The following is a 13,278-nucleotide window of genomic DNA, read 5'->3' as shown; positions in this document are numbered from 1 at the left end:
CCCAAAGCCACTTGCTACCCTGCGGGAACGCTAAGAGCGAATAAGCCGGAAAACCCTTTCGGCAATCGCTCATGGAGGAAACTCCCTTTGTGAAACATCTGTCTCCGACACGCTCCACGAACGCGAAGCTTCCCGCAGGGAACGAAGAAAAGACCGCGTTGCTTCACCAACGCAGTGGCTCTCCTACAGTTATTTCAGAAATCGAGTATGAACCTTACATAACTCAAATTAAATTGTAATGAGACGTAATTTTAGGTTAATTACCTAAAAATCTACAACCAGATTTAAGCGGAATTTTTAGATGTAATTACTGGTATTTTGTCCGCTAGAAATATTTCTTAATTTTTTATTGTTGACTTCCTCAACTAACTAACTTCTACGGGAAGGGAAAGATGGAAAATACTGGCTACTACAGAGATTAATTTGTTGGGGTCAACAGGCTTAGATAAATGATGTTGAAATCCAGATTCTACGACTTGTTGGCGGTCTTCTTCTCGTGAATATGCTGTTAAAGCGATCGCTGGTATCTTACCACCTTGTTCTGGTGGTAAGGAGCGCAGTTTGCGGATGAGAGTATAACCATCTTGTTCTGCCATCCCAATATCGCTAACCAGGATATCTGGTTTTAACTGTTCAATGACGGCTAATGCAGCCTCAACTGATGCTGTGGTGGAGGAAATTGCCCCATACTCTTCAAACAAGAATCCTAAAAAGTTTCGGGTATCAGCTTCATCATCGACAATGAGAACTTTTAAGCCAGCGAGGGGAGAAGAGTTAGCGGAATCTACAGAGGTATTTTCTGTTGGTGCTGGTTGAGTTTCCCGATTTTCTTGCATGAGTGGGAATCTGACAGTAAAGGTGGCTCCTTTTCCTACCCCTTGACTTTCTGCAAAAATTGTGGCGTTGTGTAGTTCCACCAAATGCCGCACAATTGCTAATCCTAGACCTAATCCATTGTGCGATCGCGTCGTGGTACTATCTGCTTGGCGGAAACGCTCAAACACTTTGGGGAGAAATGCACTTTCAATACCAATCCCTGTATCGATGACCTGAATTTGAGCGTGAGTCAAATCACCAGATAATTCACTATTTATCCCTTCTAACCGGACTTCTACCTTACCTTCTTTTGGTGTAAACTTAATGGCGTTGGTGAGGAGATTCCAGACAATTTGTTGCAACCGCGCTGAATCACCACTGACTGGGCTTAAAGTATAATCAAGTGCCGTCTCGATGGTAATACTTTTTGTATCCGCTAGGGGACGCACTGCCTCTAGGGCTGCTTCCACCACTGTTATTAAGTTGACGGGAGATAAATTCAGCCTCAGTTGACCACGAATAATCCGCGACACATCTAAAATATCTTCAATCAGTTGCACTTGCGAATTAGCATTGCGTTCAATCGCTTCTAAGGCCTTGGCTGTGGCTTTTTCGTCTAGTTTTTTAGCTCGGAGAATTTTTGACCAGCCCAACATGGAAGTTAGGGGGGTGCGGAGTTCGTGGGAGAGGACAGCCAAAAACTCATCTTTCATGCGATTTGCCGCCTCGGCTTCTTGTCTAGCGGTTTGTTCGTAGATTACCTGAGCGCGGATTTCTTCAGATTGCTTACGTGCGGTGATGTCTTCGAGTGTACCGACATAGCCAAGCAATTCACCATTACCAGAAAGCATAGGTGAGGAGCGTACCTGCACCCATCGCAGGCGATCATCAACGGTTTGAAAGCGAAATTCATCTGAATAGTCGCCACCTTGGTAAATATAAGTAGACCAACTAGCTATCGCTCGTTCCCTATCCTCTCGATGAACAGATTCTAGCCATCTTTTATCTAAACTCTCTGTAGCATCCAAGCCGCAAATTGCTTGATAGCGGGGATTGGTATAATTACACCGTCCTTCAGCATCGGTTTCAAAAATGCCTACAGGTGAGCAAGTACTTAAAGAACGGAAACGTTCTTCACTTTGTCTGAGTTCAGCATTAATCGCTGCCAGTTGAGCTGCTTGGCGTTGGATTGCTTGAGTTTTCTTAAAAAGTTCAACAAATACTGTAACCTTAGAAGTAAGAATATTTGCATCTATGGGTTTGAGGAGATAATCAACTGCTCCTAGTGCATAACCCTTAAATAGCATTTGCTCACTGGTGCTAAAAGCAGTGAGAAAAATAATCGGAGTCTGACGCGATCGCCCACGATTACGAATCAGGGTAGCAGTTTCAAAACCATCCATCCCTGGCATCTGTACATCTAACAAAATTACCGCAAAATCTTGATGCAGCAGACACCGCAAGGCTTCCTCCCCAGAAGTCGCCCTGACTAGATTAGCCCCTAGACGCTCTAAAATTGCCTCTAGTGCCAGTAAGTTTTCCACTTTATCATCCACCAGAAGGATGTTTACTTTGGGTTCTGGCTGCATGAGTTCATTTCCGTATAGAGTAACCAAGATTTACGAGTAGGGGAGAAATCTCTGAAAGTGACAAAATCCAGTCTACCGCAACAGCAGATATTGCTGCTGCTGGCATGACGGAACTGGCGGCGGTGCTGGGTTCCTGCACAATAGTAATACCTCCCCTGGCTTTGACTTTTTTCAGTCCTTGCATACCATCCTGATTAGCCCCTGTTAATATTACACCAATGACTTGCTCCCCATAGACATCGGCTGCTGACTCAAACAGTACATCAATCGAGGGTCTAGCGTAGGAAACAGCCCCATCGGTAGAAAGAGCAAAATAACCAGGTTCAACCAATAAATGATAGTCGGCTGGGGCTAGATAGATTTGTCCAGGCAAGATTTCATCTTTATCTTCCACTTCTCGCACGGGCAACAAAGCATATTCTTGAATCATTCCCCTGAGAGTATCGTCAGAATCTTTATGACGATGTTGGACAATCGCCACTGGTATTTGGAAATTAGCTGGTAAATTTCCTAGCAGGTTTTGCAGTGCGGATAATCCTCCTAAAGAAGTTCCAATAACGACAATTTTAAATGACATTAGTTTAGCCTCCGGTAGAGTTTCTCACCCTTGGCTATTTCTTCATAGTACTTTTCATAAGGAGTAAATCTGATAGATTCTTGCCTGCCTAAACCCAGAATGCCAAAATTGCACAAACTATTATAAAAAAGTGTATGTACCCGTTTTTGCAATACCTGATTGAAGTATATTAAAACGTTCCGGCAGAAAATGACATTGAACTCATTGAAAGAACTATCTGTAGCTAGATTATGCTGGGCAAAGATGATGTTTTCTCGTAATGACGCACGAAAGAGCGCATGGTCATAAGCCGCAGTGTAGTATTCGGAGAAAGACCGCTTACCGCCTGCTCTTAAATAAAGCTGAGTGTATTCCTGCATCATTTTGAGCGGAAAAATCCCACTTTTGGCATTTTGTAACACTTTCTCATTAGTGTCGGTAGCATAAATCCGGCAACGGTGGTAAAGATTTTCTTCTTGGAGGAGGATGGCCATTGAGTAGACTTCCTCTCCCGTTGAACAGCCTGCGTGCCAAATGCGTATAAACGGGTAAGTCCGGAGTATTGGCACAACTTGATTTCTAAAAGCCAGATAGAAACTGGGGTCACGAAACATGGATGTGACATTTACCGTCAAACTCAGCAAAAATCTTTCTAGAGAAGTGCCATCGTGCAGTAGTTGTTCTTGTAACGCTGAAATATTTTCTAAACCCTCCAAGCGCATAAAACTGTAAATGCGGCGTTTGAGCGAAGACACAGCATAGTTGCGGAAGTCATGACCGTAGTACTGGTAAACTCCTTCTAACAGCAACTTGATTTCTATGTCTTCTAAGCTGAGTTTGGGCAAAATCATAAACAATTCAAAATTAAAAACAAGAAAATACTCACAGAGTGAGTGTTTTGGCTATTGATTGGCAAGAATTTCCACCTTCATGAGCTAATGAGAGACTTAAGATATTAATTTGAGTCAACCAAATAATTATTGACCCAAATATCTTTATTAATAACTTGATAGAACCTAAATTTTTGTCTTGTTACATTAAGAAGAATTTCTTTATGCAACTGTTTCATCCAGAGAATAACTGAAAATAGCAAAAAACCCCCGAATCTCAGGGGTAAATACTTCTAGGAGGGCGTTTGATATTTACTCATCACCCAATAGTGTAAAATTTACGCAACTTAATACAGCTTAAAAATCTCAAGTAATACAATTTTATTTTTCAGTTCGCTGAAATAGCGATCGCTCTGAGCAATAGTTAACAATTCACCGACTTGAGAAGTATCCTTGACAAGGCACTATCTCGACCTCACTACGAAAGACTTCCACAACAAAGGTCATTTCTCCAAAATGCGCCTCATCAAACGTATAGCGTTTGAAACCTTCAGACAGTTCAAACTGTTGCGAGTGTAAAAAGTGCTAAGGTTGCCAAGTGTTTAAACGTTCTATTGTTGATCATTTATACAACCAAACTCTTAGTAATGATAGTAGTTGTTCAGTGTCTACTGGTTTGGTGATGTAATCAGAAGCACCAGCTTCGATGCACTTTTCGCGATCGCCAGGCATGGCTTTGGCTGTTAAAGCAATAATTGGTAGGGTGCGGAATTGCTGTTGTTGACGGATGCAACGAGTGGTTTCGTAACCATCCATTTCTGGCATCATTACATCCATTAACACGGCATTAATATCGGGGTTAGTTTGTAGCATATCAATACCATCTCTACCATTTTCGGCAAATATTACCTGCATTTGGTAGCTTTCTAACAAACTGGTGATGGCAAAGATATTTCGCAAATCATCATCAATAATTAGAATTTTCCGATTTGCTAATATTGGGTCTGTTTGGTGTAGTTGTTCTAGTATTTGGCGTTGTGGTTGGGGTAAATTTGCCTGTACTCGATGCAGGAATAGGGCAGTTTCATCTAGTAAACGTTCAGGCGATCGCACATTTTTAATAATAATTGTCTCAGCTAGTTTTCTCAGTTGCGTTTCTTCTTCCCGGTTGATTTCTTTTCCTGTATAAATAATAATTGGTAATTTCGCTAGGTTTGGTTCTTGTTTGATTTGCTCCAGCAGTTCTAAGCCACTCATATCAGGTAAACCAAGATCCAAGACTATACAATCAAAGTGCTGTAAGCGTAAAACATCTAATGCTGCGGCTCCTGTATTCACTCCCATAGTCTGAACATCACCATTACCGATAAGTTCAATAATACTTTGGGCTTGTACAGGGTCATCTTCTATCACTAAAAGACGTTTTACCTTGCGGTCAAGGAAACTTTTTATCCCAGTTAATGTTTGGTTTAATATGTCTGAAGAAACTGGTTTCTGTAAGAAAGTAATTGCACCTAGTTTTAACGCTCTTTGTTCTCGGTCATCAACAGAAAGTATATGAACGGGAATGTGTCTGGTTTGGGGATCGTGCTTGAGGCGGTCTAGCAACGTCCACCCATCCATATCTGGCATATAAATATCTAAAGTAATGGCATTCGGCTGATACTCTCTTGCTAAAGCTAAACCTTGTTTACTGCTTAAAGAAACTATCACTTTAAAGCCTTGTTGCCTTGCCATGTCTAGTAAGATGCGGGCAAATTTTTCATCATCATCTATGACTAGTAAAACCCTATCACCTTTTTGAATTATCTCTCGATCATCGGCGATGACCTGCGGTCGGTCGGAAACCATCACTAAAGGTGGGGTATAGCTTGTCGTACTAGAAAAAGTGGCAGATTGTAAGTTTTCTGTAGACGCTGGCGGTAGCTGGTATTGGGGTGATATCTGCTGTTGTGGAATTGCTGTTGTCTTATTTACTGGATAAGTTTGCGGTAAATAGAGGGTGAAAGTACTTCCCTTTCCTGGTTGACTGACTAATCCGAGTCTACCACCTAACATTTGTGCTAGTTCCCGACTGATCGATAAACCTAAGCCAGTTCCGCCGTATTTGCGGCTAGTTGTACCATCTGCTTGCTGAAATGCTTCAAAAATAATTTGTTGTTTTTCAACAGGAATGCCAATACCTGTATCGCCAACAGCAAATGCAATGATATTATTTTGAGCTACAGCAATTTTTAAAGTTACTCCTCCTTGCTCAGTAAACTTGAAGGCATTAGCCAGCAGATTCTTCAAAATTTGCTGCAAGCGTTTAGGATCACTAAATATTGTTGGTGGTAATTTATCATCAAGTTCAATCCTAAAACTTAGTTCTTTATCTTGGGCAATTTGTCGGAAATTACGTTCTATATGATGATGCAAATCTCTAAAATCTATTTGTTCCAGTTCTACTGATAAAGTTCCCGATTCGATTTTTGCTAGGTCTAAAATGTCATTAATTAATCCTAAAAGATCGGTTCCTGCCGTATAAATTGTTTGACTATACTCTACCTGCTTACTAGTTAAGTTACCGCCTGAATTATCGGCAAGTAGTTTGGCTAAAATTAATAAGCTATTAAGTGGTGTCCGTAACTCATGGGACATATTTGCCAGAAATTCTGATTTGTATTTAGAAGATAATGCTAATTGCTCTGCCTTTTCTTCTATTGATTTTTTTGTTTTTTCAATTTCCTGATTTTTTAGAGCAACTTCACTATTTTGTATTTCTAATAATTCTGCTTTTTCCTCTAGCTCTTCATTTAGTTGCTGTAATTCTTCGTTTGATTGTTGTAGCTCTTGTTGTTGTTTTCTTAAAAGAATTTCTGAGTTTTCTAATTCTTGTGTTTGCTCTTCTAAAAGTTGATTATTTTGTCTAAGCTCTTCTGTTAAAGCTACAGATTCTTCCAAGAGTTGTTGCGTTTGTACACTGGCGGCAATACTATTTAAAAATACACCTATAATTTCACTAAACTGCTCAAGGAATGTCAATTGTAATTCTTTAAAACGAGAAAAAGAAGCAATTTCAATAACAGCAGTTACTTCCGTTTCAAATATTACAGGAAATACAAGAATATTTAGTGGTAAAGCTTCTCCCAACCCGGAATTAATGCGGATATAATCACTAGGAACTTCAGTTAACAAAATTCTCTGCTTTTCTAGGGCGCATTGTCCTACCAATCCCTCACCCAAACGTAAGCGATTATTTAGATGTCGGCGTTCGTTGTAAGCATAGCTACTTATTAACTTGAATATAGGCTCATCATTAGTTTTATCAAGTATATAAAAAACACTTTGTTGAGACTCTATCAGTGGTGTTAGTTTTGACAAAATTAAACGAGAAACATTTTCGAGATTACGCTGTCCTTGAAGTAACTGGGTAAATTCAGCCAAATTAGACTTGAGCCAATTTTGCTCTTCATTTTTCTGGGTTGAGGCTCTCAGATTTACCACCATTTGGTTAAAGGTGCGTGTCAGCACACCAATTTCATCTTGGCGTTTACTATCAAGTAAACTAACCGATAAATCTCCACTAGACATCTTTTCTGCTGCATGAGAAATGCGCCGCAATGGAAAGGAGATATGTCTGGTCAGCAAATATCCAATTAAAGCAATAATAATAGATATAAATGGAATGCTATAAGTAATAGTGGCAAGGGTGTTATTTGCAGCAGTTCGTGCTATTAGTGTTCGCTGTTCTAATAATTTTGATTCTTCCGAATTCATCTGCTGACTGATGTTCCTGATTTGCTTCATCAGTAATCTGCCTTTATCTGTCAGCATAGATTTTTGAGCGGCTTCAAAACTTTGCGTTTGCCGCAGATTAAGCACAGCTTGCATGAGAGCTATTCTTTCATTAATCAATGGCTCTAATTTATCAAAATAGCGCTGTTGATTAGGATTATCTGAAATTAAATTTTCAAGTTCTTGAATTTTATTATTTAACGATTTTGTAGCTTGTTGATAAGGTTCTAGATATCGCTGTTCTTTTGTAATAATGTAACCCCTTTGTCCAGCCTCTGCCGTGGATAATAGAGCATTAAGGTCTGCTATTTGACTGAGTACTTGGTAAGTATGTCTTTCCTTGCGGGAAGCAGCAATTAGTTCTTGAATGCTTTGATAGGAAATAAAACCTATCATGCTCAGAATTGCGATGCTTATAGTGAAGCCCGCTCCAATTTTAGAGCCAATTTTGAGACGATTAAACATTATTACAGGATTGTGTTAAAGCTAAGGTTACTGCTATTAACTAATGTCAGCAGTTCTTGTCGGTTAATGAGAGAATTCTGCAATTGATAATAATAACTAAGATATCCTGAAAAGGTTTATTTAAAGTATTGTTTGTTATTCACAGCTTGATCAACGTAATTTTGTTAAATCAAAAGCTAGGAAATTATAGGCTAAGTAAAATTAGCATTTGCACATACTGAATTGTCATGCTACAAAGAAAATAGCATTGTAAGCGTTTTTATGCACTACAAGCATCAAAACCTTAAATAAATACTTGTTGTTCATCATTCGTCAACTTAATACCAAAGTATAGAATTTTGAGGTCATTGATGCTTCTTCATAAGTCTTGCGTATCTATTTTCACTAGCTTATTAAGCATTATTGCTTATCCACTGTTAACATATAGTTCCTCATTGGCACAATCTACTTCGTCAATAGTTCAAACAGGTAGTCCAACTTTGTTAGCAGCAAATTACCTCTCACCATTGGAACGACAGGTGATTGAAGAGATGAACAAAGTGCGGACTAACCCTAGATCATACATCCCTATCATAGAAAATTATAGAAAACGTTTCCAAGGAAATCGGGTGAGAATTTCTAGTAATACTTATCTAATTACCCAAGAAGGTGTTAGATCGGTAGATGAGGCGATCGCTTTTCTCAAGTCAGCCCGTCCTGTGGGAACATTAAAAATATCTAAGGGAATGTCTTTAGGTGCTAGAGATCATGTCAAAGACCAAGGATCAAAAGGTGTAACTGGTCATAATGGTAGCGATGGTAGCACTCCCTTCACTCGTGTCAATCGCTATGGTAAATGGCAAACCACAGCAGCAGAAAATATTAGCTACGGCCCAAACACTGCTCAAGATATAGTCATGCAATTGATTATTGATGATGGAGTACCATCACGCGGTCATCGTACTAATATTTTTAACGGTGCTTTTAAGGTCGCGGGTGTTGCTTACGGTAATCACAAAACCTATAGAACGATATGTGTGATTACTTACGCTGGTGGATATTTAGAAAAATAAATATGCTATTTTTAGTCAATGCGGGGATATCTTCTTCAGGTGCAGAGCGATCGCCTCAAGATTGGTTAGATTTGTATGAGCAGGTTCAGGAAATTTTGTTTCCTCACCTATGGCGTTATCAAAAAACCTTGATCAACTGAACTTCAATGGGCTTTAGCGGGAATAAAGTATAACAATATTTCACTATCTCTAGCGCACATCGGTTTAGCAAGAGAAGCTCAACCTATAGGTGTAGAGATATAACAATACTCCTGCTTCCGAAAACTGCTGTTCATACTGTGGAGCTAAATATATCTTGATGATTAGCTACCCAGTCATGAAATTACTGAAGAATAAATTGCAATTTTGGAACTTTATTGCCGAAGCATCACGAAAAAGCCCGGAAATATCACTACAACAATATATCCTCTCACCGTTAGAACAACGAGTGCTAGAGGAGATGAACATAGTACGGACAAATCCCCAAGCATACTTACCTATTTTGCAAAGTTACCGCCAGCGCTTTCAGGGGAACAAGGTTAAGTTGGCAGATTATGTTTATTTGCAAACTCAGGAAGGGATAAAAGCAGTAGATGAGGCGATCGCATTTCTCAATTCAGCCCGTCCTGTGGGAACATTAAGCATATCTCCGGCAATGTCTTTAGCAGCCAGAGATCACGTCCAAGATCAAGGAAAAACCGGCGCTACAGGACATTACGGTAATGATGGTAGTACCCCCTTCATGCGAATGAATCGCTATGGTGAATGGCAAACCACAGCTGCGGAAAATATTAGCTACGGCCCCAACACTGCTCAAGATATAGTCATGCAATTGATTATTGATGATGGAGTACCATCACGGGGCCATCGCACAAATATTTTTAATGATGCTTTTAAAGTAGCTGGTGTAGCTTATGGAAACCACAAAACCTATAGAACGATATGTGTGATTACCTATGCTGGCGGGTATCGAGATAAATGATCTTTAGAAAATATCGAAAGAACCACTTTATCCAGGTTTTATAGATACTTACACATATTGTCAGCCACGCTTTAAGAATAATTTATCTATCTTTCAGTAAATACAACATAGTATTTGCTCTTATGTATATTTCCAAAATATCAATATTTTTAATAATTAAATTTAACAACAAAAACTCCTACTATTATAAAGCTTGTTTTTTGAGTATTTTTCACGATTGATGACTGGAAAACCTTTTATTACATACATTAATGATGCAGATAATTATTTAATTATAACTTCAGAAAATATACTTAAACTTCGTCATAAAGCTTCTTGTGTACTAAAAAAAATATCGCTAATTATAAAATCTTTAGTGTAAATCAATAATAAATAAAGATATAAATAACCTGTGTCATTTTTATACTCGATTAATATTTTTTATCAGATAATTAAAAAGTCTTTAGCCCGCAAAGCAAATAAGACCTTGGTCTAGTTATCCAAAAATAAGACACAGGAAAAAATCAAAATGTCCAAAAATTTTTCAAAATTATTTCTCCGGCTATCCATTACATCTTTCATAGGACTATATTGTTTAGCTTTAGCTCCCTCCGCTTTAGCAAGAAATGGCAATGGTAATGGTAATGGTAATGGTAACTCTAACCAAAGTTCCACTTCCAACACCACTACAACTACCACCACATCTAACGGAAATGGCAATGGTAATGGTAACTCTAACCAAAGTTCCACTTCCAATACCACTACAACTACCACTACATCTACTACCTCCAGCGTGTCTTGTAGTGTTACAGATGTTTCTATTGGAAGTACACAAGCTTCTGCTTGTAAAGGCCCCTTTAGCGGTAACGACACTGGAGCGCAAAGTACTTTACTTAATGATTTGAATCAAGGGCTGTTTAATATCGGTGCTAACGCAACTTGGGACTTAGTTGGAAAATCTGATAGTTCAGACAATTTTGGCTTTGAAGCACAAAACGGACGGAGTTCCGGTACATGGAGCTTAGGTACAGCTCTTGGCAACGGCCCTACTACGTTTGTTATTAGCCTCAAAACAAGTACGTCATATAGCACCTATCTGTTTCAAGACATTGATTTCTCTCAAACAGGTTTAACAGGATTCTTTAATACAATCGGTGTTGCGTTAAATGGGAGTGGTTCACAAGGTAAGGATTTGTCCCACGCCTCAATCTTTAAGGCTACTTATGCCAAGCTTCCCGAACCGCCGAAAGTCAAAGTACCAGAACCAACTGCTAGCATAGGTCTGGGTATCGTTATGGGTAGTATGCTCATTAGTCGGCGTCGTAAGTCTAATTAGCACCGAATTGCCAAAAGAACTTAAGTAGTTAAATAACTCACCATGAATATTTTTCTCTAAGGCAAGGTAAAAGGTAGACAGCAAAAGAAAAGAAAATTGGGTAAATATAATATTTTTTTGCACATTTCTATTTCTTTTTGCTTTTCTACTCAAAAAAAACGCAACAGCAGATAAGCTTTTGTTCTTATACCTTTTGGCTCCAGCATAGTTATGCAAGTTCACCAGTGTATTTCATGGCATCTAGCAACGTTACAGATCACAAATACGTTAAGCATCTACTATCAGTACCAAAGTTCTAAAATTAATTATTAGATCAATTTGAGGAAGTTATGGCTGCCACAGTAGAAATTTACACTTGGAGAACTTGCCCTTTTTGCATTCGAGCTAAAAATTTGCTCAATCAGAAGGGTGTGGAATTTATTGAATACAGCATCGATGGCGATGAGGAAGCACGGGCTAAAATGGCTCAGAGAGCTAATGGTAGACGCTCATTACCACAAATCTTCATCAACGATCGCCATGTTGGTGGTTGTGATGATATTCATGCTCTCGAAAGTCAAGGTAAACTAGACGAATTATTGGCCTCTAGCACTAGTCTCTAGGCGAACAAGCAACAGAGTTACGCTTTTTCCCTCACTAGTAATTGTTAATCTGCCAGGATATCGGGGGATAATTTATCTGAGAATTTCCTGGCATTGAGGCAAAAGGCGTGAAACTGGCTTTTATTATTGATCCCATCCATCAGTTAGATCCATGTCATGATACCAGTGTGGCGCTGATGGAAGCAGCGCAAACTTTAGGACATGAAGTTTGGGTAACTCAGGCTAATTGTTTGAGTGTGGTAGACAGCAAAGCTTGGGCTATCTTGCAGCAGGTAGAACTTGTACCAGTGCAGTTGGTTGATGGACGCTGGGTAGCAGCAAATCCTTGGTATAAATTAAAAGCTCGTTCCTTCAATTCTTTGGAAACGATGGATGCTATATTCATGCGGACAGATCCACCAGTGAACGATGCTTACCTTTATGCAACCTATGTTCTGGATTATATTGACCAAAATCAAACTTTGATAGTTAACAATCCTCATGGTATTCGTGGGGCAAATGAAAAAATGTACGCCCTTCAGTTTACTAAGGCAATTCCAGAAACCATTGTCAGTGCTGATAAAGAGTTTATCCGGCAATTTGTCGAAGCTAAAGGAGCTACTGTTCTCAAACCTCTGGGTAATAAAGCTGGGGAAGGAATTTTATTTTTACAAGCAGGCGATCGCAATTTTAATTCCATAGTCGAACTTAGTACTCAACAAGGTCGATTACCAGTAATGGTACAAACCTATTTACCAGAGGCGAAAGAGGGAGACAAACGGATTATTTTACTTAATGGTGAACCTATTGGCGCTCTCAATCGTTTGGCAAGCGGCAACGATTTTCGTAATAACATGGCAACTGGTGGAACCGTCGCAAGAACTGAGATTACACCACGAGAGCAAGAAATTTGTAGCCAAATTGCCGCAAATTTACGCCAAGATGGGTTAATCTTTGTAGGTATTGATGTGATTGGTGGTTATCTGACAGAAGTTAACGTCACTAGCCCCACGGGAATACGTGAAATTGACCGACTAGATGGTACTCGCCTGGCTCATCAAGTAATTGCATGGGTAGAACAGAATCTACGAATTCAAAATTAAAGATAGCTAATCACGGGAAAATTCCCCAAAAAGGTTGGGAATACCTCTCTTCCAAGTTCCCAATCCTGGCTGATCTTTTATTTTGCAATGCAAATTTGGGCAAAAAAGTCAATAGACTCTTGCCCAAGTGGATCTAGCTTTTGAATAGTAGCAATTTATTTGTAACAGCAACAAGAATTACCGGAGATCACAAATGTATCTCTGAACTTGAAAATTAGCAGTTTTTATACAGC

General features: G+C 39.3%; 10 protein-coding genes. 6 read left to right on the top strand and 4 right to left on the bottom strand.

Annotated features, from left to right (window positions below; translation table 11 throughout):
- Window positions 1-365: 365 nt before the first annotated feature.
- The 4 genes from H6G18_RS02425 to H6G18_RS02410 form a co-directional block, all read right to left on the bottom strand.
- Entirely contained in the window at window positions 366-2,405 is a 2,040-nt protein-coding gene (locus tag H6G18_RS02425; protein ID WP_190405493.1) for a hybrid sensor histidine kinase/response regulator, read from the bottom strand.
- Between the two features lie 4 nt (window positions 2,406-2,409).
- On the bottom strand, window positions 2,410-2,982 hold the full coding sequence (locus H6G18_RS02420; protein ID WP_190405492.1) for a chemotaxis protein CheB: 573 nt from the start codon (window positions 2,980-2,982) through the stop codon (window positions 2,410-2,412).
- Entirely contained in the window at window positions 2,982-3,812 is an 831-nt protein-coding gene (locus tag H6G18_RS02415; protein ID WP_190405491.1) for a CheR family methyltransferase, read from the bottom strand. The genes H6G18_RS02420 and H6G18_RS02415 overlap by 1 nt, the downstream gene beginning before the upstream one ends.
- 600 nt (window positions 3,813-4,412) lie before the next feature.
- On the bottom strand, window positions 4,413-8,033 hold the full coding sequence (locus H6G18_RS02410) for a response regulator (RefSeq protein ID WP_190405490.1): 3,621 nt from the start codon (window positions 8,031-8,033) through the stop codon (window positions 4,413-4,415).
- Window positions 8,034-8,383: 350 nt separating this feature from the next.
- Here H6G18_RS02410 and H6G18_RS02405 point away from each other — a divergent pair, with 350 nt between their 5' ends.
- The 6 genes from H6G18_RS02405 to gshB all read left to right on the top strand — a co-directional run bounded on the left by H6G18_RS02405 (window position 8,384) and on the right by gshB (window position 13,045).
- On the top strand, window positions 8,384-9,085 hold the full coding sequence (locus H6G18_RS02405; RefSeq protein ID WP_190405489.1) for a CAP domain-containing protein: 702 nt from the start codon (window positions 8,384-8,386) through the stop codon (window positions 9,083-9,085).
- Window positions 9,086-9,087: 2 nt separating this feature from the next.
- The gene (locus H6G18_RS02400; protein ID WP_190405488.1) at window positions 9,088-9,225 is read left to right on the top strand and encodes a hypothetical protein; all 138 of its coding nucleotides are present in this window, start codon (window positions 9,088-9,090) and stop codon (window positions 9,223-9,225) included.
- A gap of 176 nt (window positions 9,226-9,401) precedes the next feature.
- Entirely contained in the window at window positions 9,402-10,046 is a 645-nt protein-coding gene (locus H6G18_RS02395) for a CAP domain-containing protein (RefSeq protein ID WP_190405487.1), read from the top strand.
- Between the two features lie 508 nt (window positions 10,047-10,554).
- The gene (locus tag H6G18_RS02390; RefSeq protein ID WP_190405486.1) at window positions 10,555-11,361 is read left to right on the top strand and encodes a PEP-CTERM sorting domain-containing protein; all 807 of its coding nucleotides are present in this window, start codon (window positions 10,555-10,557) and stop codon (window positions 11,359-11,361) included.
- A gap of 329 nt (window positions 11,362-11,690) precedes the next feature.
- Window positions 11,691-11,963 (top strand): glutaredoxin 3, encoded by a 273-nt coding sequence (grxC, locus tag H6G18_RS02385; protein WP_190405485.1) that lies wholly within the window; start codon window positions 11,691-11,693, stop codon window positions 11,961-11,963.
- A gap of 107 nt (window positions 11,964-12,070) precedes the next feature.
- A complete protein-coding gene (gene gshB, locus H6G18_RS02380; protein ID WP_190405484.1) occupies window positions 12,071-13,045 on the top strand; it encodes a glutathione synthase in 975 nt (324 codons plus the stop codon).
- Window positions 13,046-13,278: the final 233 nt, after the last annotated feature.

Origin of the sequence: Anabaena subtropica FACHB-260, from assembly GCF_014697105.1 — a bacterium.
GTDB classification, from domain to species: Bacteria; Cyanobacteriota; Cyanobacteriia; order Cyanobacteriales; family Nostocaceae; genus Trichormus; species Trichormus subtropicus.
Note: the sequence above shows the minus strand (reverse complement) of the source record. Positions and strands in the feature narration are given on the sequence as shown.

Excerpts from the sequence above, each read along its gene's own strand:
- H6G18_RS02420 (WP_190405492.1), bottom strand. The coding sequence starts at position 2,982 with ATGTCATTTAAAATTGTCGTTATTGGAACTTCTTTAGGAGGATTATCC.
- H6G18_RS02390 (WP_190405486.1), top strand. The coding sequence starts at position 10,555 with ATGTCCAAAAATTTTTCAAAATTATTTCTCCGGCTATCCATTACATCT.
- H6G18_RS02395 (WP_190405487.1), top strand. The coding sequence starts at position 9,402 with ATGAAATTACTGAAGAATAAATTGCAATTTTGGAACTTTATTGCCGAA.
- H6G18_RS02400 (WP_190405488.1), top strand. The coding sequence starts at position 9,088 with ATGCTATTTTTAGTCAATGCGGGGATATCTTCTTCAGGTGCAGAGCGA.
- H6G18_RS02410 (WP_190405490.1), bottom strand. The coding sequence starts at position 8,033 with ATGTTTAATCGTCTCAAAATTGGCTCTAAAATTGGAGCGGGCTTCACT.
- H6G18_RS02415 (WP_190405491.1), bottom strand. The coding sequence starts at position 3,812 with ATGATTTTGCCCAAACTCAGCTTAGAAGACATAGAAATCAAGTTGCTG.
- H6G18_RS02425 (WP_190405493.1), bottom strand. The coding sequence starts at position 2,405 with ATGCAGCCAGAACCCAAAGTAAACATCCTTCTGGTGGATGATAAAGTG.
- H6G18_RS02405 (WP_190405489.1), top strand. The coding sequence starts at position 8,384 with ATGCTTCTTCATAAGTCTTGCGTATCTATTTTCACTAGCTTATTAAGC.
- grxC (WP_190405485.1), top strand. The coding sequence starts at position 11,691 with ATGGCTGCCACAGTAGAAATTTACACTTGGAGAACTTGCCCTTTTTGC.